The following is a 25,542-nucleotide window of genomic DNA, read 5'->3' as shown; positions in this document are numbered from 1 at the left end:
CTCCCCCGCTCTCCACCCCGAGCGGTGCTCCGATCGCTGTACCCCCGACATCAGCCCACGGACGCGACACCCGATCGCGCACCGCACCCCTTAGGAGGAGCCACGAACGAGAACCTCGCCGCCGACGCGGCCACGTCACGCTCGGGAGCCAAACTCGCCCGCACCCTCGGTCTCTGGTCGATCGTCGGCCTGGGCCTCGGGTACATGACCCCGACCGTCGTGTTCGACACCTTCGGCCTCGTCGCCGACAAGACGAACAACGTCGTCCCCGCGGCCTACGCCGTGGCCCTCGTCGTGCTCGTCTTCACCGCCATCAGCTACGGCAAGATGGTGCGCGTCATCCCGAGCGCCGGCTCGGCGTACACCTACGCGCGCGAGTCGATCCACCCCGGGGTCGGATTCGTCGTGGGGTGGACCGCGCTGATCGACTACATGCTCCTGCCGATGGTCAACGCCCTCATCCTGCGCAGCTACATGGAGGCCCTGTTCCCCGACGTGCCCGGCTGGATCTGGGTGGTCGTCTTCACCGCCGGCGTCACCGGCGTCATCTACCTGACGATGCGCGGCACCTCGAACGTCAACATGGTGCTGCTGGTGTTCTCGATCCTCGTGATGACGGTCTTCGTCGTCATGGTCGTCGTGCAGCTGGTCGGCGGCGCGGGAGCCGGCACCGCCGTGTCGCTGGCCCCCTTCGCCCACAGCGACGTGCAGTTCGGCGCCGTGCTGGCGGGGGCGACGGTCGTGTGCTTCTCGTTCATCGGGTTCGACGCGGTGTCGATGTACTCGGAAGAGGCCAAGACCCCGAAGATCATGCCGCGGGCGATCGTGCTGACCCTCATCGTGGGCGGTCTCATCTTCCTCATCGCCTCGTACGTGACGCAGTTGCGCTTCCCCGACGCCACGGCGTTCCCGCAGGAGGCCATCGAAGACAGCACGCTCCCCGAGATCGGCGTGCAGGTCGGCGGGCCGGTGCTGCAGGCCGTGCTCACCGCCGCGGGCTTCGCGGCGACCCTGGCGTCGTGGCTCGCCTCGCACGCCTCGGTGGCGCGCATGCTCATGGTGATGGGCCGCAACAACGTGCTGCCGCGTCGCATCTTCGGTTTCATCAACCCGAAGACCCACACCCCGACGTTCTCGATCGTCATCGTGGGGCTCGTGAGCCTGTTCGCGATCTCGTTCACCCTCGAGCAGATCGCGGCGTACATCAACTACGGCGCCCTGGTCGCGTTCACCTTCGTCAACATCTCGGTGATCGCGTGGTTCGCGGTGCGCAAGGGGCTCCGCAAGACCCCCGGCGACATCGCGCGCTACATCGTCATGCCCGCGATCGGCATGGTGCTGACGGGCCTGCTGTGGGTCAACCTCGACATGCACGCCCTCGTCGGCGGTCTGATCTGGACCGGCCTCGGCGTCGTCTACCTGGTGATCCTCACGCGCGGCTTCCGTCGCCCGATCGCGTCGTTCGACGAGAACCAACCGGTCACCGGCGTCAACAAGGTGGCCCCGGGCCCGCGCTCGGAGGTCTGACTCCGCACCACCCGATCGCTGCGTTTCGGCCGCGGCATCCGACACCGGATGCCGCGGCCGTCGCGTGAACGCCCCCTCCCGCGTTCCGCACACCGGCGCGGGCCACTCGGGTGCAGTCACAGCGGGCTGATAGCGGAGCCATACGCACCGCCGTTGCACGCGGAGCACTCTTCTCGTCGTGATCTCTCGCGTCGTCCTCGCGCGCTGGTGGCGCGAACCCTGGTGGGCCCGCATCTCGCTGACGCTCATCGTCGCCGCGTTCGTCGTGCTGACCTGCTGGAACCTCGCGCGCGGCGGCGACTTCTCGTTCTACGAGGCCTCGGCGCGATCAATGGCGTCGTCGTGGCACGCGATGCTGTTCGGCGCGTTCGACCCCGCGGCCACCGTCACCCTCGACAAGCTCAGCGGGTTCGCGGTCCCCCAGGCGCTCGGCATCCGTCTCTTCGGGATGTCGACCTCGGCGATCGCGCTCCCCCAGGCGATCGAGGGCGTCGTGACGATCCTCGCGTGCGCGCTCATCGGGCTGCGCTTCGGCGGGCGAGGGGTGGGGCTGGTGGCCGCGGCGGCCGCGGCCTCGACGCCGATCTTCGTGTCGATGTTCGCTCATCCGATGGAGGACGGGCTGCTCACGATGGCGCTGGCCGTCGCGGTGGTGTGGTGGCAGCGGGCCGTGCTCACCGACCGGTGGTGGCCGTTGCTGCTGTGCGCGCTGTTCATCGGCGTGGGGTTCCAGGCCAAGATGATGTCGGCCTGGTTCGTGCTGCCCGCTCTCGTCGTCGGCACCCTCCTCGCCACGGGCGGTCGTCGCCGCGCGCTGGCGCGAGCGGGTGTGATGACGGGTGCCGCGGTGGTCGCCTCCGTCGCCTGGATCACCGCGATCGCGCTCGTCCCCGCCGGCGCACGACCCTACATCGACGGCTCCACCGACGACGACGTGTTCGCGATGGTGTTCGGCTACAACGGCCTCGACCGCTTCGCTCCGGGCGCCGTGCCCGGCTCGGTCGGCGCGACGGCGTCGACGGGCGGCTGGGGCGCGACGCTGAGCGCGATCGTGCACGCGTTCACGCAGCACGGCTCCGCCTCGGGCGGGTCGTCGTCGATCACGAAGCTCCTCGAGCTGCCGCTCGTGACGCAGATCGGCTGGCTCTACCCCGCGGCGATCGCCGGCGTCGTGCTGGGCCTGTGGCGATGGGGGCGGCGCATCGGTGGCTCGCCGGTGTACCGGCGCTCGCGGACCGCGGACCCCGACGGGCCCGGCGCGGTGGCGGACCCCGGCGGTGCGGCCGGAGCCCGCGCCCGATTCGCCCTCGTCGCCGTCGCGGCGGTCTGGCTCGTCACCTCGGCGGCCGTGCTGTCGTTCACGCGGGTTCCGCACACCGCCTACGTCGCTGCGCTGGGCGTACCGCTCGTGCTGCTGACGGCCGTGGCCTGGGGCGAGGGCGTGCGCCTGCTGCGCTCGGCCTCCCGGGGGCGGCGACTCGTGCTCCCCGGCATCGTCATCGTGCAGGCGGTCTGGTGGGCGGTGCTCGTCTCCGAAGCACGACTCCCCGTCGTGCTGCTGATCCCGGCGATCGCGGCGGGAGTCGCCGGAGCGGGGATCGGGATCGTCGCGGCGATCTCGGGCGCGCACCTGCGACGCGTCGCCCCCGCCGCTCTCGCCGTGGCCCTGCTGTGCCTGCCGATCGCCACGAGCCTCCAGGTGCTCGACGACGCCCGCGACGGCAGCGGAGGCGACGCGTACGTGGGCGTCACCGCGCAGAAAGGCGATCCGAACGAGACCTTCGCCATCTCGAGTCCGGCCCCGTGGGGCGGCCGAGCGGGACTGACCCCCGCACTCGCGCAGCTCGTCGACACCGCGCGTGCCCACGGCGGCGGCAGCGACGGGCGTGCACTGATGGTCACCGACTCCTGGGCGATCTCGGCGCAGATCATCGACGCGACGGGCGACGACGTGCTCACCGACGGCGGCTATTCGGGCCACGTCAGCGTTTTCACGGTGAAGGCGCTCGAGCAGATGGTGCATTCCGGTCAGGCGCGTCTGCTGGCCGTCGCCCAGGGCGCTCCTGAGTCCGATCCCGTCCGCCACGTCGCGACGGAACCCGGATGCCGACAGGTGGGTGCGTGGTCCTTCTCCGCGGCGCACGAAGGGGGCGACGTGCAGAAGGTGTCGGGCGTCACCCTCTACGCCTGCGGCGGCGCGTGAGGCGTGCCGGTGCGCGCCGCGGAGAATAGGCGCGGCCGGCTCCCCCGCGTCATGACGGCGCGGTGAACGCGGCCGTCACCGGATCGCTCGTGACGGCGACGCCCGTCGGGAGCGTGCCGCTCGCCCCGATGCTGACGCTGTAGGAGTGCCCGGGCAGCACGTCGAGGAAGTCGGTCGACCGGGTCGCACCCGCCACGTCGACGCGGTAGACCCGCCCGCTCGTGGTGTCGGTCACGGCGATCGCGAACGAGGTGAGGGTGCCGATGTCGTTGACGGTCCACGAGAGGGTCTCTCCGCCCGTGGCACGGGTGGCCGTGACGGTGAGCACGCGCGGGACACCGCGGATCGCGGCGAAGATGTTCGCGGTGCCGTCGGGCAGGCCGGTGAGGTTCCCGCTCGCACCGGGTGTCGAGGTGAGAGCGGCCTTGACCTGCGCTGGCTTCCAGGTCGGATGCTCCTGCAGCAGGCGAGCGGCGAGACCGGCGACGTGCGGCGTGGCCATCGAGGTGCCGCTGATGGTGTTCGTCGTCGAGCCGATCCAGGTCGAGGTGATGTCGGAGCCCGGCGCGAAGAGCGTCACGCACGAGCCGACGTTGGAATACCAGGCGATCTTGCGGGGACGCTCGATCGCTCCGACCGTGATCCCGTTCGGCGCGTGCGCCGGTGAGGATGTGCAGGCGTCGACGGCGTCATTGCCCGCCGCGGAGGTCATCACGTACCCCCGGTCCACGCCCCGCTGGATGTACTTGTCGATGGTCGCGTTCACCGACGTGCTCAGACTCATGGTGACGACCGACTTCGTGCCCGAGTGGTTGTTGTAGATCCAGATCAGACCGTAGAGGAAACCCAGACCGGTTCCCTTGCCGTCGCAGCCGATCACCCGTACGGGAACGAGGCGAGTGGCCTTGGCGACACCGTAGGTCGTGCTCCCGACCGTCCCGGCGACGTGCGTGCCGTGGCCGTTGCAGTCCTCGGTGCCGTTGCCGTCGTCGACCTCGGTGTGCCCGTTCACGGCATCCACGCGTCCGCCGAAATCGGGGTGCGTCGACTGGATGCCGCTGTCCACGACGTAGACGGTGGTCCCCGCGCCGGTGGTGTCGGACAGGTAGTGCTGGTCCTGCGACGCGTCGGGGCTGTCGACGGCGTCGAGACCCCACGACGGCGTCGGAGTCTGGTCCGCGGTGGTCGTGACCTCTTGGTTGGGCGTGATGGGGCTGTCGGGGAAGGCCGTGCGCACGGCGTCGACCTGGTCGGCCGGGACGGCGACGAGGGTGGTCCCCTCGATCGACTGCGCACCGATGGCCCCGGCCGCCACCGCGCGGAGGTCGGCGAGGCGGTCGTCGGGGATCTCCACGAGCGAGTACGTCAGCTCGATGCGGCGCCGCTCCTCAGGACTCGCTCCCGGCGGCACGGGGAGCTGCTCGGCGAAGGTCGGGGCGTCGGGGGCTGCGGGCGTGGACGGCTGCTCCGCGGGCGCGGCGCTCGGTCGCTCGGGCGCGGGAGTCGGCGGGAGGGGCAGCTGGGCGGCGCCGACGAGACCGAGCACGACCGCGACGGCGGCGAGGGAGGCGAGCAGCCAGCGGCGGCGGGGAGGGATCGACATGGGGTGCATCCGTGGGTCGGGGTCAGCAGGTCGGAACGGGGGCGACGACGGGAACGGCCACGCGCGAGCCGCCCGCCGCGACCGGTACCGGCTGCCCGAACCGCCCGACGTCGAACGCGACGGCGCCGACGTCGGCTTGATGGACGGTGCTCGCCGACAGGAAGAGATCGGCCCCGATGGGCACTGCCCCCGGCGGAACCTGCGCGACGGTGCGGACATGCCCCGCGGCCACGTCGAGGAGGGCGGCCGCGCCAGCGGCGGTGCGCAGCGGCAGGAGCCGTTGACCCGAGAAGTACGGGTTCGGCGTCAATGCGCCCCACGCGTCGATCTGAGAGGCGAGGGCCCCTGTCCCGAGGGGGTTGGCCCCGTCGGCGCTGACCCGGTACAGCGTGCCGTCGGCGATGAAGAGGTCGCCGGCGACGGGGGTCGCGCCCGACGGAGGCCCTCCGGCCTGCCCGAACTCGTGCGCGGTGCGCACCTCGTCGGCCGGAGAGCGGTACAGGCGCGGCGAGCCGTCGACCGCGCGGAACGGCAGCTCGAACTGCCCGGTGGGGCCGCTCCCCTGGTCGTGCTCGACGAGCTGTCCGTAGGCGGCGACCCCGGATGCCACGGCCACGCCGCCGCGGTACAGCGTCGTGCCGGACAGGAAGAGGTCGGCCGCCACCGGCGTGGCACCCGCGGGGGTGCCGACGGCCGGAGTCGACGTGTTGCCGACGGTGTCGAACACCACCGCGGAGCCGTCGACGAGCAGCAGCGGCAGGAGGAAGGAGCCGTTCTTCGCGGGACTCTCGACCAGCGACCCCGCCGCGGCGACCTCGCGCTGCACGACGCCCACCCCGTGGCGGTAGAGCACGTGGTCGCGGAGGAACAGGTCGCCCGCCACCGGGGTGGCTCCCGCGGGCACCTCGGTGGCGGCGACGCTGCCGCGCGGGACGAACAGCACGCGACCGTCGGGCGTCGCCGACAGCGCCGCCGTCGCCGATGCCGCACCGGCCGCCGATGCGGTGATCGTGCCGACGGACCCGCCCGACGGAACATGGATGTCGCCGCACGCCGCCGTTCCGTCGGATCCGGTGACGACCGTCGTCGAGGCGGAGCCCCCGTCGAACGCGAAGCCGCCGCTGAGCTGGAGGGTCACCGCGACCCCCGGAGCGCCGGAACCCCATGCATCGGCTCGCACGGTCGCACCGATGATGCTCGCGCAGGCCGGCGCCTGGTAGGCGGTCGCCGAGAACGACAGCGCAGCGCCCGAGGCGGCGACGGCCGGTACGGTGGCCGCAACCGTCACGACCGGCAGGGCCCACGCCGCCGCCCCGATGAGCGCGCGACGCGAGGGAACCGCCCGCAGACGGGTCGGCGACACGAGCGGGGTCTCACGGTGGGCGCTCACGGAGGTCCTTCCGGCACGGGCACGCGCGGGATCGGCGGCACACAGGTCACCCGGCACTCTGCCCCGCTCCTGGAGCGCCGCGGACCCCGCCCTCCGGCCTCCTGCCGAGGTGATCCCGGTGTCGCCCTGCCCGGGCCGCTCCCCCGGCGCGGCGGCTGAGCGCGGTTCACCCGCTCCGTCATCCGCATGGCGGCCCGGGCCCGCGCCGGTAGACTCGAGCCAGTGACCCGCACCCGAGCCGAAGCCGCGTACCTGCGCTCGGCGGCGGCGTTCAAGAACCCCACGCTCGACCTGCTGCACGGGCGCTTCGCCCCCTTCGTCGTCGCCGCGCTGTCGGTGGTGTTCACGCCCGACCGCCCCGCCGTCGCGGTCGCCGACGCGCACGTGGAGGTCGCCGAGGCGATCGAGGAGCTGCGCGCCGCCGGGATCGACGCCGACGACGACCGCCGCATCCCCGCCGGCTCCGCGCGCGAGATCTGCCGCGGCTGGGTGCGCGTGGGCTGGCTGGGCCTGCAGATCGAGGACGACGTCGAGGTGTACCGGCTCTCGGCGCACGCGGTCGGGGCCCTCGAGATCGCGGGCCGCGCCGGCGGAGGACGGGCGCGCGTGTCCCGCTCGCGCGTGCGCACGCTGCTCGACGCGGTCGAGCGACTCGCCCGCGACGCCGAGAGCGACCCCGCGCGGCGCCGCGAGGCGCTCCTCGCCGAACGCGCGGCACTGGATGCCGAGATCGCCGCCCTCGACGAGGGCATCGTCGAGCCGCTCGACGACGATCACCTGCTCGAAGAGGCCGAGAACGTCATCCATCTCGCCCGCGAGCTTCCCGCCGACTTCTCGCGCGTGGCGGAGTCGATCACGGCGATGCAGCGCGACGTCGTGGCGGAGCTGCGCCGCGACGTGCGTCCGACGGGCGACGTGCTGCGCGAATACCTCGAGCGGGGGCGCCAGGTGATGCAGGCGACCCCCGAGGGCCGAGCGTTCCAGGGGGCCCTGCGCCTCATCGGCGATCCCGAGCACATCGACGACCTCACCGAGCAGCTGCACGCCGTGCTCACCCAGCCGTTCTCCCGCCTCATGACCGCCGAGCAGCGTTCGGAGCTGGATGCGATCGCGCGCCGCGTCGAAGCGGGGGTGCAAGAGGTGCTGACCGCTCAGCGGAGGGCGTCGCACGTCATCACCGCCCAGGTGCGCACGCACGATCCGATCCGCGACCGCCAGGTCGACGATCTGCTGCGCGGCGTCATGGCGGGGCTGCACCGCTGGAGCCAGACCCGGGCTCCCGGCCGCGTCGAGCCCGTGCGCACCCTCCCGCTCGCCGACATCGGGCACCTGCGCCGCTCGCTCAGCGACGTGCGTCCGCCCGGAGCGCCCGAGCCCCTGGCATCCACCCCCGACGGCGCCGACGTCGAGTTCGACACGGTCGACACGCGCGCGTGGGGCGGCCCGCACTATCCCGAGCTCGAGGCGTACGTCGCGGGGCTCGGCGACTCCTTCGACCTCGCGACGGCCTTCGCGGGCGCCGATGCGCAGACCCGGCGCCCCGTCGACCTCGTCGGCCTGCTCGAGATCGTGCACCGGAGCGGTCTGGTCGAGACCGACGAGGTCTCGATCGTGGAGGCCGTGCGACCCGACGGCACGACCCGGCGCTTCGCGTTCGGCGCGGTCCGCGCCCAGAGCCCCACAGAAACGGATGCCGATGACTGACATCGCCCTGTCCGCCGATGCCGACGCCCCCGGCGACGACACCCCCGCGTTCATCGCCCCGGTCGCGATGGAGAACGACCCCGACGCGCTCTTCGCCGGCGACCGCGGCGTGCTCGACGCCGACGTGCGCCGCGTGCTGGTGCGGATCCTCCAGCGTCGCTTCCTGCTGGCCGAGTCCTCCCCCGCCGAGTGGAAGCTGCTGCTGGAGCACCAGCAGATGATCGAGTCGCGCCTGAACGACCTGTTCGTGCGGCTCGTCGTCGACCACTCGCGGGGCGTCGCCTACAAGGAGCAGGTGCGCAGCGACGAGCTCGACGTGCCGATCCTGCTCAAGGACGAGGCGTACTCGCGCGCGGAAACCCTGGTGCTCGTCTACCTGCGCACGGTCTTCCAGCGCGAGATCACCGCGGGCACCGGCTCGGCCCGCGTCGACGTCGAAGAGGTCGAGCAGACCGTGCTGACCTACTTCTCCGAGAGCGACGGCACGCGCGCGAGCCAGCAGCGCGCCGTGCGCACCGCGATCTCGCGCCTCGACCGCGAGGGCATCATCGAGGAGGAGTCCGAGGGCCGCTACCGCATCGGTCCGCTCATCGAGATCGTCCTGAGCGCCGAGACGCTGCGCGAGCTGCAGCGCTGGCTGGACGAGCAGACGACGGATGCCGGGGCGCCCCCCGCGCGTGCAACCGAGGCGGAGCTCGTGGCATCCGGAACGACCGAGGGAGAGCTCGTATGACCATGCTCGAGACCCTCTTCGGGCTCATCCCCGCCGCCTCCCGCGGGCAGCAGTGGGTGGCCGAAGACCTGCAGCTGATCAACTGGGGCGGCTACGACGGGACGCACCGCGTGCGCTTCGCCCCCACCGCGACCCTGCTGTGCGGCGGGTCGGGCTCGGGCAAGTCGACGCTCATGGACGCCTACGTCGCGCTCATGATGCCGCACACGACCCCCTTCAACGGCGCCTCGAACGGCGCGGTCGTGGGGCGGCCCCGCGGGCAGGAGCAGCGCAACATCCTCTCGTACGGACGCGGCAAGCTCGACGAGTCCCGCACCGACGAGGGCACGAAGGTGCGGGTGCTACGCGGCGACGGTGTCGACACGTGGACCGCGATCGCGATGACCTGGGCCGACCACGACGGCGCCCGCTTCACCGCCGTGAGGGCCTGGTACATCCCGGCGGCGGCGCGCACCCTCGACGACGCGGTCAAGGTGCGCGCGACCGTGCACGGCGCGTTCGACCTGCGCGACCTCGAGAAGGCGGCTCGGAGCCACCTGTCCGACAGCGCCGTGCGGGCCACGGGGCTCGACACCCTCGCCACCGACCGCGAGTTCTCGGCGCGCCTGCACGCGGTGCTCGGGATCGGCGCCGCGGGGTCCGGGGCGAAGGCGATGAGCCTTCTCGCGCGCATCCAGGCCGGTCAGCAGATCACCACCGTCGACGACCTCTACAAGCGCATGGTGCTCGAGGAGCCCGAGACCCTCGCCGTCGCCGACGCCGTCGTGTCGCACTTCGACGGCCTCGAGGGCACGCGCACGCGCATGCTCGAGGCGCGCCAGCAGGTGCGGGCGCTCCAGCCCATCCGCGCGATGAAGACCCGCATCGACGAGGCCGCCGAGCGGCTGCGCCTCATCGACGCCCTCGGGCGCTTCGGCGACCCCGAATCGCGCGCCTCCCTCTGGCGCGCGCAGCGCCGCGTCGACCTGCTCACCGCGGTCGAGACCGAGCTGCGCGAGCGCACGCACGCCACCGACGCCCTCGTGCGCGAGCGGCAGGCGCTGGCGGATGCCGCGGAGGCCGAGCGGGAGGGACTGGGCGACGTGCTGCGCGCGGCCGGAGGCGACCAGCTCGACGCCGCGCAGCGCGAGCTCCGCGCTCTCGAGCGGCGCCTCGCCGGGATGCAGCGCGACCGGGAGCGGTTCGACGCCGCCCTCGCCGTGCTGTCGACCGAGGTCTCGTCGGCGAAGCAGTTCACCGCGATCGCCGACGAGGCGCGACGCACGCTGGGCGATGCCGATGCCAAGACCGCCGTACGCGACGCCTTCGTCGCCGCGAGCAGCCGGCACACCGAGCTGCGCCGGCAGCTCTCGGCGCTGGAGGCCGAGCACCGGCGCACCCAGACCCGCGACGACAACATCCCTCCCCGCCTGCACGAGGCGCGCGAGGCCCTCGCGGAGGCCGCGGGACTCACCGCCGCCGAGCTGCCCTTCGTCGCCGAGCTCGTCGACGTGCGCACCGAGTTCGAGCCGTGGCGCGGGGCGTTCACGCTGGCCCTCGGCGGTTTCGCGACGACCCTCCTCGTGGATGCCGCGCACCTGGCATCCTTCCGCTCGGCGATCGACGGCGTGCGCCTGTCGGAGCGCCTGCGGTTCGAGGGCGTGTCGACCGACCTGCCCGAGCGCACGGGACTCGACCCCGCGACGCTCCCCGGACGCCTGGAGTACCGCCGCTCCCCCTTCACCGGATGGCTGCAGGACCGGCTCGAGCAGCAGTTCGCCTTCGTCTGCGTGGATGCCGCAGCCGAGCTGTCGCAGCACCGTCTGGCGCTCACGATCTCGGGGCAGACCAGTCAGGGCTCCCGTGGCGCGCACGGCGGATCGGTCCGACAGAGCGTGCTGGGCTTCTCCTCCCGCGTGCGACTGACCGAGCTCGGCGAGCAGATCGTCGCGGTGCGCCGCGACCTCGCCACCGCGAAGTCCGCGGTCGACGACGCCGCCGCGGCCCTCGACGCGTTCGACGAACGGCGCAGCGCCCTCGAGAAGATCGCCGATCTGTCGTGGGACCAGGTCGACACGGCATCCGTCGAGCGCGACCTCGAACGCTGGAACGAGACGATCGTCGAGGTCACCGCGGGGAACCCCCGCATCGCGGAGTTGCAGGAGCAGATCTCCGGCACGCGCGCCCGGGCGGCGCGGTTGCGCGAGGAGATCGGTGCCGCCAAGACCGAGCAGCAGGCGCTCGCCGCGCGCTGGGCCGAGGTCACCGACGAGGTGGATGCCGCGAACGAGCGGCTGGAACGCGCCGATGACGCCGGGATGACGCTCACCTCCGACGAAGCCGCGTACCTCGACGCTCTGTTCGTCGCGCCCGCCGACGACGCCTCTCCCTCGCAGCTGCTCTCGCGCTTCGATGCCGCTCTGGAGTCCGCCTCCAAGCGCCTGCTCGAGGAGCAGCGCTCGGCGCAGGAGACGTGGAGCGACCAGCGCGAGAGCCTGCGCCGCACGCTGACGGCCTTCACCGACCGGTGGCCGAGCCCGAACCTGCTCGCCGACCCCGACGAGTCGCTCGGGGACTTCGAGCGCATCCTCGCCGACCTCGAGGCGAGCGGCCTGCACGAGCTCGAGGCGGAGTGGCGGGACTCGCTGCTGCAGCTGTCGGGGAACGACCTCACGAACCTCGACTCGGCGCTCACGCGGGCGCTGCGCGAGATCCGCGAGCGCATCGCGCCGATCAACGACATCATGCAGGACCTTCCGTTCTACGACGACGAACACCGCCTGCAGATCGTTCCGCGCGAGAACCAGTCCGAGGTGCGGCGCCGCTTCCGCCGCGAGCTGCGCGACGTGCGCGCGGCGATCGACGCGGCCTCCTCCGACGAGGAGCGCGAGGCCGTCTACGGACGCATGGCGCGCCTCATCGGGCGGATCCGGCCCACGGCTCCCGACTTCGCCGACCTCGTCGACGTGCGCAACCACGTGCGCGTCAGCGCAGAGCGCTTCCGCGCCGACACGGGCGAACACGTCGCGCTGTACGACCACATCGGCGAGAAGTCCGGCGGCGAGTCGCAGGAGCTCATCGCCTTCATCGTCGGCGCGGCCCTGCGCTATCAGCTCGGGGATGCCGGATCGGAGCGTCCGCGCTACGCCCCGGTGTTCCTCGACGAGGCGCTGATCAAGGCCGACGCGCACTTCACCAAACGGGCGATCGGCGCGTGGCGCGGTCTCGGCTTCCAGCTCGTCATCGGCGCCCCGAACGACAAGTACAGCGCCATCGAACCGCACGTCGACGTGGAGTACGACATCCTCAAGGACACCCGCGGTCGCTCGTGGGCGAAGGCGAAGGTGGGCGTCGCGGGCTGACGGTCGTGCACGCGGCCCCGTCCGCGCGCGCATAACCTCAGCGATTCGCACAACCTCCGTTCGATGCGGGCCCAGGTGACGGAGGTTGTGCGCGTCACGGAGGTTATGACGCGGCATCCCGAGCGGAGTCGCGTGCGATCTCCTCGGATGCTTCCACGCGCTCCCTCACGGGGACGACGCGCTCAGCCCTCGCGAGCCCGAAGCGCGTCGTCCACCCCGCGCAGGACGACGGGTCCGGGGCCGTCCAGCTCGGTACGCGCCGCGGGGACGTCGCGGAAATAGCGGACCACCGTGGCGACCTGATTTGGATCCGACCCCAGCGCCAGCATGGGCGCCTCGACGCGTGGCCCGGCTCCATCGGCGATGAGGTGGAGCGTGGCGACGGGACCTGCGCCGACCCCCACCTCGGCGAGCTCGTCCCACGTCCAATCGACGCGGCCGCGACCCCGGATGCCGGTGAGTCCTCTGGACGTCAGATGCAGCCCGGCCGGCTGCCGCAGACGCACGGCGCTCGTGACGACGACCCCCAAGCCGAGAAGCCCGAGGGCGTACGGCGCACGGGTGAGCAGGAACGACGGCATGGTCGGCAGGCTCAACGCATCGACGAAGATCTGGGCTACGGCGGGCAGAAGCAGCAGGATCCCCAGCACGAAAGGCACAGCGGTCGCTGCCGGGGCGGGGCGGAACCAGACCCCGGATGCCGACGGGTCGATGCGCAGCAGCCGTTCCTGGATCGTGCCGAAAAGCACGTTCAGGCAGACCGCGGCCCCGAGGATGGTGAGGGTCGATGCTCCCATGACGAGGCGCAGACCGATTCGGTCATCGGCAACCGCCATGAGGGCGGGCAGCACCGCGAAGAGGACGACGACGACGACGAGCCAGGTGGGGCGCCGGCCGTTCGGGAAGACGGGGATACGCGGTTCGGTGGACGGAAGTCTGGGCGACATCGTGGTGAGGGACACGGTCGCGTCTTTCCGTGTGCCTCCCCTTCTCCCGCCGAGCGACATCGTGGATCCCCCTGTCCGAACCGTTCGGATAGCCTATGGCGGCCGGGGAACGCCCGCCCACCGGTTGCGCGCGGACACCCCGTGCACCGAACGCGTCAGGGGTCGGGAATGTCCGAGCCCCTCTCTACGCTGAGTGCTGAGGGCACGGCGAAAGGCGGCACGCATGCAGGGACTCGAGATCACGGTTCTGCTCGGCCTCGCGATGCTCGTGGGCACGGTCCTGGCGCCCCGACTGCGCGTCGCGACACCGCTGGTGCTGCTCGTCATCGGCCTCGCGCTCGGCTTCATCCCCGAGCTCCGTCAGATCGAACTGCCGCCCGAGACGGTGCTGCTGCTGTTCCTTCCGATCATGCTGTTCCGCGAGGCATGGACGACGTCGCTCCGGTCGGTGCGCCGGTCGCTGCGCTACATCATCCCGATGAGCACGCTGCTGGTCGTGGCATCCGCGTTCGCCGTCGCCGGAGTCGCCACGCTCCTCGGTGTGCCGTGGGAGGCCGCTCTCGTGCTCGGCGCGGCCGTGGCACCACCCGACGCCACCGCGGTCGCCGCCCTGGGTCGCCTGCTGCCGGCGAAGACCTTCATGAAGCTCAAGGCCGAGAGCCTGACGAACGACGGCACGGCCCTCGTCCTCTACGCGATCGCCGTCGCGCTGCTGCTGGGCGACCAGATCACTCCGCTGCAGATCACCGACATGGTGCTGCTGTCGTACCTGGGCGGAGCGGCCGCGGGGATCGCGGTGGCCGCGGCGGCGTTCTTCGCCTTGCGACGGATGCAGTCGACCCTGACGATCAACCTCACCTTGGCGCTCGTGCCGTTCGTGTCGTTCCTGATCGCCGAGCTCATCGACGCGTCCGGCGTGCTCGCGGTCGTCTTCGCCGGCCTCATCATGGCCTGGGTGTCGCCGCGGATCACGACCGCGATGTCGCGGAGGGCGGCGGATGCCACCTGGCCCTTCGGCGTCTACCTCCTCAACGGCGCGCTCTTCGTGCTGATCGGCCTCGAGGTGCAGCTCGTGCTGCACGAGATCTCGGGGTCGGAGATCGGCATCCTGCTGATCGTCACCGTGGCGGCCTGGATCGCGCTCTTCGTGGTGCGGTACCTGTTCCAGTGGCTGTTCTCGCCTTTCTCGCGGCCCGCCGCCGGATCGTCGCGGTCGCTCCGGCATCGGTCGCGGATCGTGAGCACCGTGGCCGGGTTCCGCGGAGCCGTGTCGCTGGCCATCGCCCTGTCGGTGCCGGTCACGACGGCTGCGGGCGACCCCGTGGCGGGACGCGACGCGATCGTGTTCGTCACGGCGGGCGTCATCGTGCTCACCCTGCTGGTGCAGGGACCCCTGCTTCCGGCGGTCATCAGGTGGGCGAAGCTGCCCAATGACGACGCGGCGATCGAGGAGTACGAGCTCGCCGAACGCGCGATCTCGGGAGCCGCTCTCGCGGCCCTCGACGACCTCGCGGTCGAACACGGCATCAGCGATCGCGTGCGCGACCGCGCCCGGCGAGAGGGATACGAGCGTCTCGAGCTCGCCAACGCGCGGGCCGTCGCCCGCCAGCGCGCGATCGAGGAGCGCGACCTCGCCGAACTCGACGCCTCGCTCGACGACGACAGCTCCGCGACCGGACCCGTTCCGCCCGACGCTCCCGACACCGACCGGCGCACCGGGGACCGCGCCGTCGCCGGCGACGACGCCGAGGGCGCGGCCTTCACCGGCCCCCTTCAGATGATCGCGGTCAGCGAAGACATCGACGTCACCCAGCGCTCCCCCCTGCTGCGTCACAAGGAGGCGCAGCGTCTGCGGCTCGCGGTCCTCGACCGCAAGCGCGAGGTGCTGCTCCGGCTGCGCCGCGAGGGCACGATCGACGACCTCGTCGCCCGCAAGATCCTCGCGGGTCTCGATCTCGAGGAGATCCGCACGAGAGGCCTCGAGAAGGCGGGCGACTAGCGCCGGCACCTCGGCTCTGCCACCGGCGGGTCCCGGCCGCGCACCGCCGGCCGGAGGCGTTCGCCGCGGAGCGAGCGGCGGGGTCGGCGCCCGACGGCCGCCCCGAGCCGTGCGGTTCAGCGTCGCGCGACCCTGCCCGGCCGGAGCGTGGATGCCGTGCCCTCCCGCGTCAAGAGGGCGTCGCCGCCGCGCTCGCGAGACGCCCGCGCCGCCAGCCCCGCCTCGCTCAGCCGCCGGCGGAGACCGGACGGCAGCGCGGGCAGACTCGCCGCCATCCCCGCGGGTCGGCGCGCCAGGCCGAACAGCAGCACGAGCCCGGGTCCGATCATCGGTCGCAGTTCGAGGCGGGTCGGCGTCTCGAGCGCCGCCCACCGGATCGCCCGGAGCTCCGAGAGCGCGAGGTCGGCGATGGGCGCGGCATCCGGCATCCGCTCGACTCTGATCCGGTCGACCCCGACGCGCACCATGACCTCGACGGTGCGCGAGCGCGCGCTCAGCACCAGGCCGCCGTAGACGGGGAGGCCGACGAGCCAGCCGAGGACGACGACGATCGCCAAGGGGCTCATGCGCATCGCCGTGTCGGAGAACCCGATCACGAAGGCGAGCAGTGCTCCCCCACCGCCGGCGACCAGGATGCCGAGCACCAGGCGGTAGGTCGACAGTCGCACCGGTACGACGGGCAGGCGCAGCTCCCACGCGTCCGGCGTGCGGGTCCACTCCGGAGGGACGAGCCGTGCCGCACGACGCGCCGAGTCGGCTCGGACGAGGCCGGAGACCCGCCCGATCAGCGTCAGCCAGACCCAGCCCGCCGCCGGAACGGCCGCGAACGACACGGCGGTGGTGACCGCCGGATCGACGGGAGCGGGCGTCACCCCCCGCGTCAGCGCGAAGAGCGCCACCCCGGCGGCGACGGCGAGAACGATGTGCAGCGAGAACGACTGGGCGGCAGGGCGGAGGGACAGCAGCCCGCCCACGAGCGCGTGGGCGAGGAGCCAGCCGGCGGCGAGGCAGAGCAGGAACCCGCCGAAGTCGAACGGCGTCCCCAGCAGGGGCACGGCCGCGAGAGCGCACACCACCGCCCAGAGAAGCGGATGCGTGACGACGCGGCGTACGCCGGAAACGCGCCCTCCTCCGCTCATTCGATCCCCCGCTCGTCGACGTCGACCGGTGGCCCCCGGCGCCACGATCCTATGAGGCCCCGCGCATCGGCCGCGGCCGCGAGGTCGCCCCGATCACGAGCCGCGACCGGTCGCCGCGTCGGCTACTGAACCCGCGGCGCACAGCGATTCATCGAGTCTGGCCCGGCGACGGTTGCTCACCCCGCCCGGGTCGCCGTCACTCCCCCGGGACCAGGAGTCCGCTCTCGTACGCCGCGATCACCAACTGCGCGCGGTCGTGCGCGCCGAGCTTGAGCATCGTGTTCTTCACGTGCGTCTTCGCCGTGTGCGGAGAGATGAACAGGGATGCCGCGATCTCGTCGTTCGATCGACCGCGGGCGATGTGCCGCAGTACCTCCCGCTCCCGTTCGGTCAGCATGTCGAGCGAGGGCGCCTCCCCCGCGACCGGCGCGCCGCGCCGCACGTACTTCTCGATGAGCCCGCGGGTCGCCGTCGGCGACAGGAGCGCGCCGCCCTCGTCGACCGCGAGCACGGCGTGGATGATCTCCTCGGGCTCGGCACCCTTGCCGATGAAGCCGCTGGCTCCCGCGCGCAGGGCGGCGACGACGTAGTCGTCCTCCTCGAACGTGGTGAGGATCAGCACGCGGGTGTCGGCCAGGGTCGGGTCGGTGCAGATGCGGCGGGTGGCTTCGATGCCGTCCATCCGCGGCATCCGGATGTCGCACACGACGACGTCGGGGCGGAGAGTGGCGGCGAGCGCGACCGCCTGCTCGCCGTCGGCGGCGTCGCCGATCACTTCGATGCCGTCGGCCGCGTCGAGGAGGTCGCGCACCGCGGCACGGATGAGCGCCTGGTCGTCGACGACGAGCACGCGTGTCGGGCTCATGCGGATCCTCCCGGTCGGGTGGTGGGTCGGGTGGTGGGTCGGGTGGTCGGGCGGGCGGCGGGCACGGGGAGGCGCGCGGCGAGGCGATAGCCGCCGGGAGCGGGTCCCGCGTCGAGGCGACCCCCCGCCGACTCGACGCGTTCTCGCAGACCGATCAGGCCGAAGCCCGATGGAGAGGGCTCGGCGGCGGTCTCCGCGGGGTGGAAGGGGTTGGTGACGACGACCTCCAGATCGTCACCGTCGCGACGCAGCAGCACGTGCACGCGACGGGCCGTGCCGTGCTTGAGGGCGTTGGTCAGCCCCTCCTGCACGACGCGGTAGGCCACGATGTCGACGCCGAGGGGCAGGACCTCCGCGGGGTCGCGCTCATCGCGCACGGCCACGTCCCACCCGGCCACGCGTACCGACTCCACAACGGCCCCGAGGCGCGCGAGTCCCGGTTGGTCGCGGGCGTCGACGTCGTCGGGGGTGCGCAGGATGGCGAGCATCGAGCCGATCTCGGCGAGCACGTCCCGAGAAGCGGTGCGGATCGTGGCGAGGGCCTCGCGCGCCTTCTCCGGGCGGGTGTCGAGCGCCGAGCTGGCTACTCCCGCGTTCAGGCTGATGACCGAGATCTGGTGGGCGACGGCGTCGTGCAGGTCGCGGGCGATGCGCAGGCGCTCCTCGCTCACGCGGCGACGTGCCTCGGCCTCGCGCGTCTGCTCCGCGCGGCGGGCGCGCTCGAGAACGGCGGCGACGTACGCCCGGCGCGAGCGCGAGGCGTCGCCCAGCGCCGCGGCGAGCGCGACGGCGAGACCGACCTGCAGGAACCGTGTGTCGAGCCCCGTCATGAGGGTCACCACGATGCTGGCGCCCACGAGCCCCACGACCCCCGCGATCGCCACCGGCGCGGCTTCCCGGCGCCCGACGCGGTCGGCCATTCCGTAGGCGGCCAGGGCCGTCGCGAGGGCGGCCCCGGGTGCGAGGGTGCCGAGCGCGAGGGCGCTGACGAAGAGCGCGATGCAGGCGACGAAGACGATCCGCGGCCATCGGCGGCGCAGCGGCAGCAGCAGCGCGGGCAGCACGATCAGCACGTGGACGAGCGGACTCGACGGGCGCAGCTCGGGGAACGGGACGGGCGCGAACGACGGCACGACGACGAGGATCGCGATGACCAGGTCGACGAGCCAGGCGCGTCCCGGCGGCACCAGGCGCGGCGGGGTGTCCGTGGCCGGGTCGGGTCGCATCCTCCCAGTCTGGACTGCGCGCTCCCGCGCGGGTATCGCCCGCACGGGGCATTCGAGGAATACCCCCGCGGGGGGAGGCCGGCCCCCCGCCCGAGCGACGCGGAGCCCCGGCCTCGCGGGCGACAGTGAGGTCATGGCATCCGAACCTCCTCCCCCGCTGCTCTCCGTCACCGATCTGCACAAGTCGTACGGCCGCGGATCCGCGCGCTTCGATGCGCTGCGCGGCGTGAGCCTCGACATCCACCGCGGCGAGAGCATCGCCATCGTCGGCAAGAGCGGCTCCGGCAAATCGACCCTCATGCATCTGCTGGCCCTCATGGATGCTCCCTCCAGCGGCACCGTGCGCCTGGAGGGGAAGGATGCCGCGACCCTGCGCGGCCGCCACCTGAACCGCACGCGCAACAAGACCTTCGGCTTCGTGTTCCAGCAGTTCTTCCTCACCCCCAGCGCATCGGTGCTGGAGAACGTCATCCTGCCGTTGAAGATCGCCGGTGTCGGACGCGCGGAACGCCGTCGGCGCGGCCTCGCGGCGCTGGCCGAGCTCGACATGCAGGACAAGGCGAAGAACAGGGCCACGGCCCTCTCGGGCGGTCAGAAGCAGCGCGCTGTGATCGCCCGCGCCCTCGTGAACGACCCGCGGGTGATCTTCGCCGACGAGCCCACCGGCAACCTCGACTCCGCGACCGGCGCGGTGGTGGAGGACATCCTCTTCCGCCTCAATCGTGAGCACGGCATCACCCTCATCGTGGTCACGCACGACGACGAGCTGGCGGCGCGGTGCGACCGTCGGGTGCAGATCCGCGACGGCGTGATCGTCGCCGAAGAGCGGAGCGCCGCATGAACACCGTCGATCTGGTCGCCACGGCGGCCGCGAACACGTTCCGCTCCAAGACGCGCACGATCCTCACGGTGCTCGCGATCTTCGTCGGCGCCTTCACGCTGACGCTCACGAACGGTCTCGGAACCGGCATCAACCGCTTCATCGACGACACCGTGTCGTCCATCGGCTCAGCCGACGTGCTCACGGTGACGAAGACGGGCACCGGGGCCGCGGCATCCGGAGATCCGCAGAAGTACGACCCCGACGCCGTCGCGTCGGCGAACACGAACCCCGGACGACCCGGTGCCACCGCGACCGTGTCGGCGCTGACGGATGCCGACATCCAGACGCTCGAAGCCCTCCCGGGCGTCGCGGCAGTGACCCCGACGAAGTCCGTGCAGATCGACTACGTCCAGGTGGACGGCGGTGAGCGCTACGTGGCGAGCGCGGGGTCGCTCATCGGCGGGCAGACCCCGCAGCTGACGGCGGGCACCGCCCCCGACGCCTCCGCCGAGGCGCTCCAGACGGCGATCCCCGAGTCGCTCGTGACGCCCCTCGGCTTCTCCGATGCCGCGGATGCCGTCGGATCGACCCTCACGATCGCCGTCTCCGACCCGGTGCGCACGCAGCACGTGGTCTCGGCGACCATCACGGGTGTGACCGAGGGCGCCTTCGCCTCCGCGACGGCCCTGACCACCAACCCCGCGCTGGAGGACGCGCTCTTCGCCGCGCAGAACACGGGAGTGCCGTCCGATCAGCTCGACCGGTACGCGAGCGCGAGCCTGACCCTGTCGTCGGCGACGGCGCAAGACGTCGACGCCGTCAAGACGGCCCTGACGGATGCCGGATACTCGGGCCAGACCGTCTCGGACCAGCTGGGCACGTTCAAGGCGGTCATCGACGGGATCGTGCTCGTGCTCAACGCCTTCGCGATCATCGCCCTCCTGGCGGCGAGTTTCGGCATCGTCAACACGCTGCTGATGTCGGTGCAGGAGCGCACGCGCGAGATCGGCCTGATGAAGGCGATGGGGATGGGCAGCGGCCGGGTGTTCTCGCTGTTCAGCCTCGAGGCGGTGATGCTGGGGCTGTTGGGCAGCCTGATCGGCGCGGTCGTCGCGATCGGCGTCGGAACGGCCGTCAGCGCGCAGCTCGGGCAATCGCTGTTCAGCGACCTCCCCGGACTGCAGCTGATCGCGTTCGATCCCCTGTCGATCCTCACCACGACGGTGGCGATCATGGGCATCGCGTTCCTCGCGGGCAGCCTGCCCGCCGCGCGGGCGGCGCGGGCCGATCCCGTGGAGTCGCTGCGGTACGAGTGACGGCCGAGCGGGCTCGGGGCCACCGCCCCGGGCCCGCTCAGGCGGTGAGGCCGCGATGCGAGACGAGGCGAGGAACGGGCGGCTCGATCGCCAGGCCGCGGCGCTCGCACGACGAAGGACCGGAGCCGATCGGCATCCGGTCCTGTCGTGAGAGGCCCTCGAGGGCCCGCGGGACGCTCAGTCTCCGCCGTTGATCACCGAAAGATACGACCCGAAGGGGCGCGCGGTCTCGGAGGCGGAGAAGTCGTCGGCGATGCCCTCGTGGGGCGTGTTGTCGAACTGCATGCTTCGAGTGTGCCCGTGCGGGCACGTCACCGCGGGGCGGTTGACAAGTCGCCGATATCTCTTCTAGCTAACTACTCGCCGATCTAACTGATCGATACGCATCTCTTGAACACAGGATGCCGTCACTCCGGCGCCGCGGCAGCGGATGGCGCCACGACGATGATCCCCGCTCCCACCAGCGCGACGGCCGAGCCGACGTAGTCCCACACCGTCGGGCGGAAGCCGTCGACGACGATCCCCCAGGCCAGCGAGCCGGCGACGAACACCCCACCGTAGGCGGCGAGCACGCGCCCGAAATTCGCATCCGGCTGCAAGGCGGCGACGAAACCGTACGCTCCGAGCGCGACGATTCCGAGCAGAGCCAGCCACCAGCCCCGGTTCTCGCGCACCGCCTGCCAGATGAGCCACGCGCCGCCGATCTCGGCGAGCGCGGCGAGGGCGAAGAGCACGACGATGCGGACGGTGACCATCGGGCCATTATCCCTACGAGGCCCCGCGACACGGTGCCGGGTCGCCCCGGGAGACGACGCGGAGACGCCCCGGTTACGGTCATCGACGCACACATTACGGAGAGGGAAAATCTCGGCCGGCGCTTATCTCGAAGGACTAGATTTCCCGCAGGGAGTGATGATGACTCGACCTCGCACCGTGACACACATCTACACACTCGCGGGTGGCTGGCAGAAGGCCCCCCACGAACCCCTCACGCCAGAACGAGCCGCCGCGCTGCGCGAACAGGGGATCACGCTGGTCCGCGCGCGTCGCGGCTTCTTCGACACGCGTGAGATCTCGCTGCGGCAATATCCGCCGACACGCTGACCCTCCGAAGAGGGGACAGACACCTCGACCGACGACGCGTAACGTCGTCCTCCTCCGCTCCAATGGTGCAGCACCCTCGAAAGCCCGTTCTTTGGAGTGGAAATGACTCGCCCTCGCACCGTGACCCACGCCTACCGCATGCCCGGCGGATGGGAAGCACTCGCCCACCGCCCCCTCACCACCGAGACCGCCCACGCGCTGCGTGGCGAGGGCTACACCCTCGTCCGCGCCCGCCGCGGGTGGGGAAGCTCGAGAGAGCTCTCGCTCTCGATGTACACCCAGCAGCCCGCCGAAAACGCGCCCTGGTCGGACGCCGACATCCGACCGTCGGGGTCGACCGCGGCCTGACCCACCCGCGCTCCGAACCCGTTCCTCCCGCGGAGGAGGCGCGGATGCCGTCGGCGGTCTCGGGCAGGTGCTCGCTCCGCGCGGCGGCCTAGCGCGCGGCATCCATGTGTCGCCCGCGCGGACCGAAGGTCGGCCACCTCTGATCTGGGTCGCGTGTCGTGTTCCGGATAGCCTTAGCGCATGACGTGCACTCGCCCTCCCTTCGCCGACATCGCCCAGTGGGTGGACGACTACGAGAAGCACGACCGCGTCGCTCACGCGACCGTCCACGTCCTCCCCCAGGACGACCCGGAGCACAGCGACTCGGGTATCGTCGCCGTCCACCTCAATCACGGTCCGGCGTCCATCTACCTCAATGTGGACTGCGAGCGCACCTGGACCGCGACCCTCACCGAACGCTCCGGCGAGTTCCCGCTCACCGGGACGCACCTGATCGCCCTCGGCGAGGAGCTGCTGACCACGGGCAAGCTCTGCGAATACCTGCAGAAGCGGACGGATGCCGCCACGCGCGGCACGACAGAGAACGTCTGACGCGCCCCGGGCGTCGGCGCATCGACAACACGCGCTCGTCGATGATCTGACCGCGAAGCTCGCGACGCCGCGCACAAGGGTCCCGCGGGGCTCGGCGTCGGATGCCAGACTGCCGGTATGGAATCGCTCGAGGACTCACCGCCCCGCCGCTCCCGCGCACAACTCGAGGCCTGGGTCGCGGAGTTCGAGAACGAAGAGCACTGCATCGCCGGCTCGATCTCGATCGCGCCGCAGGAGGACGACGGCCACGACGACACGGGCCTGGTCATCCTGCGGCTGCGCAACGCATCGGCATCCATCTACATGCGGCCGCGCAGCTACGACGATCCCCTGTGGGAACTCACCCTCAGCGAGCAGCCCCAGAACCTCTCGATGTCGATCCACGACATCACGAGCCTCGCGGCCGAATACGTGATCGCGAGCAACCTCTGCACGTTCCTGCAGTGGAAGTCGCTCGAATGGGACCGCGAGAGCGGGCACCGAGCCGGCTGAGGTCCTGCCTGCGCGGAGCGTCGTTCTCGCGCACCGCGAGAGCGGGCACCGAGCCGACTGAGGTTCCGTCCGCGCGGTGCGCCGTTCTCGCGCACCGACGCGCTCAGAGAGCCGGCGATCGCGAGTTGGGCGGCCCCAGGGTGGGGCATGAGCGGACGATATACAACCCACCCCCCCGAAATCGCCCGCCCCAGCGGTCGAGGCGCACACTGGGGAAGATGCGACAGGTCAGCTATGCGGGTGGACGGTTCGTCACCACCGACGAGATCGCTGACGCGATGCTCCACCTCGTCGTGGGGATCGCTTCGACAGGCGTCCCCCAGCTCGTGGAGGTTCCCATCGTGGTCGTCGGCGCAGGTCAGGACGTGGCGTGGATGACCGTCGGGCCCTCATCGTCGATCCTCAGCATGCCGTTCGCCTGGATCGACGAGGTTCCCGATTTCTCCGATCAAGTCACCATGATGCGGATGCAGGCGTCGTACCCGAGGAGCACCAACATCACCGCGGGCTCCCCCTCCCAGGCCTGGGAATCGACCCGCGCCGCCCCCTGGGATGACGACGACTACTACGGACTGTGACAGCGCGCCCGAGGGCACCGCTCAATTCGTGACGCCGACCGCCTCCAGGTGCAGAGCGGTACGTTCGTGCACCTCGCAGCTCACGTCCACGCCCCCCGGCCAGCAGACCCGGATCACGCTCTTCATGGTGTCGGTTCCCAGCCCGAATCGACGCACCTCGAACTCGACCTCGACCCTGCCCACACCCGGTACGACGAAGGTCTCCATTCGCGCAGAATACGCCTGCGTCTGACGCGTGCGCATTCGACGTCGTCTCGACGAGGACACGAGCACAATATGCGAAACGGTTCTCACGCTTTCCGCTTCGAAAGTCAGGGGCATTGACACGGGTTGTTCAAGGTGCATGAATTCTTGAAAACCCCACTTTTCCGGGGTTCTGTGATTTTCTCGCGCTCTTCGAACGCCGCTCAACCGACCTCATTCAAGAAAATGACGGCAAATAAATATTGCGCGTACAGTCGAAGATATGTGGCGCACTCTTGTAATTCTGCTCGTCGTCTGGGCTGTGCTGGCCGTCGTGGGGTTCGCCTTCGAAGGACTCGTGTGGCTCGCCATCATCGGCATCATCCTGTTCGTGGGCACTCTCCTGTTCGGTCTGATCCGATCGCGCTCAGGACGTCGAGCCTCCTGACCCCGCCGCGATCGAGCCCCTCGACGCGAAAACCCACCCGCCCGGCTCATCCCGTGGCACCTATCGAGGAGTCCAGATCCCATGACCACTTCCGCATCGACCACATCAGACCGCTCGGACCCGCTCGGTCTCACGAACGTCCTGCCCGGCTCTCTTCCGCGCACTCTGGGCACTGCCGAAACGCCCGACTCCTATGAAGTCGACGCGGTCTTCTCCCGTCGGCCCTCCCCCGAAGAGGTGGTGGCCATCCACTCCGCGGCGACGAAGCAGGCTCTCGTGAGCGCCGGGTATCCCTCCGTGACGCTGCGGGTCTCCGACCGACGCCTCGAAATCCACGGGACGACCCTGGAACAGCTCGAGATGGGTCTGGCCACCCTGCTCGCCGACCAGCTCGCGCAGATCACCTCCCAGATCCGAGACGAGCAGGCCACCGCCCGGAAGCTCATCGAAGAGGCGGCCGGCGCGGAAACCACCAGAGCCGACTCCGTCGCGACCCGCGCAGCGGCCGTCCGATTCCAACGGTCCGACGATCGAGGGTGAGTCCGTCCTCCCCGGGTGCGCAGTGCGTCAGCGCATGCGTCGGGAGTAGACGAGACGGACCCCTGGCTCGGACCCTGATGTCGGATGCCGCTGCTGACGTCGAGCACATGCCGGGTGAGTGAGGTAGGGCTGTTCTGGCCTCATCGCAGGAATGCCTAGGCCGCTTTTCTCAGGTAGTGACGCAGATGAGGGCTGAACATCGCCTCGGGTAATTATCGGCCAAGCCCGGAATCCTATTTCCGGGCATCTTCGACGGCTGCGGACCGAACATTACGACCCCCACGGCCTCCTCTGTATCCCTTCTAGTGAGACACGGGATTTGACGGGCTGAGCCGGAATCACATCGACGTCGATTGGCTGATCGTCATTCCCGTGGGCGATGACGAGATATCGCGCACCCGAACCCCAAACAGTGCCTCCAGCGATTCGCCGCAAACGATGTCTGTCATCGTGGCGAGGACCTACCAGCGATGGGCCCGGGCAGTCGGCGAGAGCCTCCACA

23 protein-coding genes are annotated in these 25,542 nt (G+C 71.2%); 15 read left to right on the top strand and 8 right to left on the bottom strand.

Annotation, left to right across the window (positions count from 1 at the left end):
* Nucleotides 1-24 precede the first annotated feature (24 nt).
* Nucleotides 25-1,527 (top strand): APC family permease, encoded by a 1,503-nt coding sequence (locus Q0818_RS12765; protein ID WP_298875399.1) that lies wholly within the window; start codon nt 25-27, stop codon nt 1,525-1,527.
* A gap of 178 nt (nt 1,528-1,705) precedes the next feature.
* Nucleotides 1,706-3,730, top strand: a complete 2,025-nt coding sequence (locus Q0818_RS12760) for a glycosyltransferase family 39 protein (protein ID WP_298875397.1) — start codon at nt 1,706-1,708, stop codon at nt 3,728-3,730.
* A 49-nt stretch (nt 3,731-3,779) separates the two neighbouring features.
* Here Q0818_RS12760 and Q0818_RS12755 read toward each other — a convergent pair whose 3' ends face one another.
* Nucleotides 3,780-5,333 (bottom strand): S8 family serine peptidase, encoded by a 1,554-nt coding sequence (locus Q0818_RS12755; protein ID WP_298875395.1) that lies wholly within the window; start codon nt 5,331-5,333, stop codon nt 3,780-3,782.
* A gap of 22 nt (nt 5,334-5,355) precedes the next feature.
* Entirely contained in the window at nt 5,356-6,723 is a 1,368-nt protein-coding gene (locus Q0818_RS12750) for a hypothetical protein (RefSeq protein WP_298875392.1), read from the bottom strand.
* Nucleotides 6,724-6,945: 222 nt separating this feature from the next.
* On the opposite strand from Q0818_RS12750, the gene Q0818_RS12745 reads away from it, so the two are divergent.
* The 3 genes from Q0818_RS12745 to Q0818_RS12735 are packed head-to-tail and all read left to right on the top strand — an operon-like array spanning nt 6,946 to nt 12,501.
* A complete protein-coding gene (locus Q0818_RS12745; RefSeq protein WP_298875389.1) occupies nt 6,946-8,427 on the top strand; it encodes a DUF3375 domain-containing protein in 1,482 nt (493 codons plus the stop codon).
* A complete protein-coding gene (locus Q0818_RS12740; protein ID WP_298875386.1) occupies nt 8,420-9,160 on the top strand; it encodes a DUF4194 domain-containing protein in 741 nt (246 codons plus the stop codon). Before Q0818_RS12745 ends, Q0818_RS12740 begins: the two co-directional genes overlap by 8 nt.
* Nucleotides 9,157-12,501 (top strand): ATP-binding protein, encoded by a 3,345-nt coding sequence (locus tag Q0818_RS12735; RefSeq protein WP_298875383.1) that lies wholly within the window; start codon nt 9,157-9,159, stop codon nt 12,499-12,501. The genes Q0818_RS12740 and Q0818_RS12735 overlap by 4 nt, the downstream gene beginning before the upstream one ends.
* A 182-nt stretch (nt 12,502-12,683) precedes the next feature.
* On the opposite strand, the gene Q0818_RS12730 is transcribed toward Q0818_RS12735, so the two are convergent.
* Entirely contained in the window at nt 12,684-13,463 is a 780-nt protein-coding gene (locus tag Q0818_RS12730; protein WP_298875380.1) for a hypothetical protein, read from the bottom strand.
* Between the two features lie 208 nt (nt 13,464-13,671).
* Between Q0818_RS12730 and Q0818_RS12725 the strand changes: the two genes are divergently transcribed.
* Nucleotides 13,672-15,447, top strand: coding sequence for a Na+/H+ antiporter (locus Q0818_RS12725; RefSeq protein ID WP_298875377.1), 1,776 nt, complete (start codon nt 13,672-13,674; stop codon nt 15,445-15,447).
* A gap of 116 nt (nt 15,448-15,563) precedes the next feature.
* Here Q0818_RS12725 and Q0818_RS12720 read toward each other — a convergent pair whose 3' ends face one another.
* From Q0818_RS12720 to Q0818_RS12710, 3 genes are all read right to left on the bottom strand, one after another.
* The gene (locus Q0818_RS12720) at nt 15,564-16,586 is read right to left on the bottom strand and encodes a hypothetical protein (RefSeq protein WP_298875374.1); all 1,023 of its coding nucleotides are present in this window, start codon (nt 16,584-16,586) and stop codon (nt 15,564-15,566) included.
* 196 nt (nt 16,587-16,782) lie between these two features.
* Nucleotides 16,783-17,451, bottom strand: coding sequence for a response regulator transcription factor (locus Q0818_RS12715; protein ID WP_298875373.1), 669 nt, complete (start codon nt 17,449-17,451; stop codon nt 16,783-16,785).
* Nucleotides 17,448-18,677 carry a sensor histidine kinase gene (locus tag Q0818_RS12710; RefSeq protein WP_298875371.1) on the bottom strand — a complete coding sequence of 410 codons (1,230 nt, stop codon included), beginning with the start codon at nt 18,675-18,677 and terminating at the stop codon, nt 17,448-17,450. The genes Q0818_RS12715 and Q0818_RS12710 overlap by 4 nt, the downstream gene beginning before the upstream one ends.
* 133 nt (nt 18,678-18,810) lie before the next feature.
* On the opposite strand from Q0818_RS12710, the gene Q0818_RS12705 reads away from it, so the two are divergent.
* Nucleotides 18,811-19,518, top strand: coding sequence for an ABC transporter ATP-binding protein (locus tag Q0818_RS12705; protein ID WP_298875369.1), 708 nt, complete (start codon nt 18,811-18,813; stop codon nt 19,516-19,518).
* Complete coding sequence (locus Q0818_RS12700) at nt 19,515-20,816, top strand: ABC transporter permease (protein ID WP_298875366.1); 1,302 nt, start codon at nt 19,515-19,517, stop codon at nt 20,814-20,816. The genes Q0818_RS12705 and Q0818_RS12700 overlap by 4 nt, the downstream gene beginning before the upstream one ends.
* A gap of 407 nt (nt 20,817-21,223) precedes the next feature.
* On the opposite strand, the gene Q0818_RS12695 is transcribed toward Q0818_RS12700, so the two are convergent.
* Nucleotides 21,224-21,571 carry a YnfA family protein gene (locus Q0818_RS12695; protein ID WP_298875364.1) on the bottom strand — a complete coding sequence of 116 codons (348 nt, stop codon included), beginning with the start codon at nt 21,569-21,571 and terminating at the stop codon, nt 21,224-21,226.
* A 178-nt stretch (nt 21,572-21,749) separates the two neighbouring features.
* Here Q0818_RS12695 and Q0818_RS12690 point away from each other — a divergent pair, with 178 nt between their 5' ends.
* The 5 genes from Q0818_RS12690 to Q0818_RS12670 all read left to right on the top strand — a co-directional run bounded on the left by Q0818_RS12690 (nt 21,750) and on the right by Q0818_RS12670 (nt 23,869).
* A complete protein-coding gene (locus tag Q0818_RS12690; protein ID WP_298875362.1) occupies nt 21,750-21,920 on the top strand; it encodes an alternative tryptophan synthase beta-subunit in 171 nt (56 codons plus the stop codon).
* A gap of 102 nt (nt 21,921-22,022) precedes the next feature.
* On the top strand, nt 22,023-22,268 hold the full coding sequence (locus tag Q0818_RS12685) for an alternative tryptophan synthase beta-subunit (protein WP_298875360.1): 246 nt from the start codon (nt 22,023-22,025) through the stop codon (nt 22,266-22,268).
* 180 nt (nt 22,269-22,448) lie between these two features.
* A complete protein-coding gene (locus Q0818_RS12680; RefSeq protein ID WP_298875358.1) occupies nt 22,449-22,799 on the top strand; it encodes a hypothetical protein in 351 nt (116 codons plus the stop codon).
* A 117-nt stretch (nt 22,800-22,916) separates the two neighbouring features.
* Nucleotides 22,917-23,291 (top strand): hypothetical protein, encoded by a 375-nt coding sequence (locus Q0818_RS12675; RefSeq protein ID WP_298875355.1) that lies wholly within the window; start codon nt 22,917-22,919, stop codon nt 23,289-23,291.
* Nucleotides 23,292-23,509: 218 nt separating this feature from the next.
* Complete coding sequence (locus tag Q0818_RS12670; protein ID WP_298875353.1) at nt 23,510-23,869, top strand: hypothetical protein; 360 nt, start codon at nt 23,510-23,512, stop codon at nt 23,867-23,869.
* 21 nt (nt 23,870-23,890) lie between these two features.
* On the opposite strand, the gene Q0818_RS12665 is transcribed toward Q0818_RS12670, so the two are convergent.
* The gene (locus tag Q0818_RS12665) at nt 23,891-24,076 is read right to left on the bottom strand and encodes a hypothetical protein (RefSeq protein WP_298875350.1); all 186 of its coding nucleotides are present in this window, start codon (nt 24,074-24,076) and stop codon (nt 23,891-23,893) included.
* Between the two features lie 259 nt (nt 24,077-24,335).
* On the opposite strand from Q0818_RS12665, the gene Q0818_RS12660 reads away from it, so the two are divergent.
* Nucleotides 24,336-24,500, top strand: a complete 165-nt coding sequence (locus tag Q0818_RS12660) for a hypothetical protein (RefSeq protein ID WP_298875347.1) — start codon at nt 24,336-24,338, stop codon at nt 24,498-24,500.
* 81 nt (nt 24,501-24,581) lie between these two features.
* Nucleotides 24,582-25,040 carry a hypothetical protein gene (locus tag Q0818_RS12655; protein WP_298875344.1) on the top strand — a complete coding sequence of 153 codons (459 nt, stop codon included), beginning with the start codon at nt 24,582-24,584 and terminating at the stop codon, nt 25,038-25,040.
* Nucleotides 25,041-25,542: the final 502 nt, after the last annotated feature.

The sequence above is a fragment of the uncultured Microbacterium sp. genome, assembly GCF_947489255.1.
Taxonomy (GTDB): domain Bacteria; phylum Actinomycetota; class Actinomycetes; order Actinomycetales; family Microbacteriaceae; genus Microbacterium; species Microbacterium phycohabitans.
Note: the sequence above shows the minus strand (reverse complement) of the source record. Positions and strands in the feature narration are given on the sequence as shown.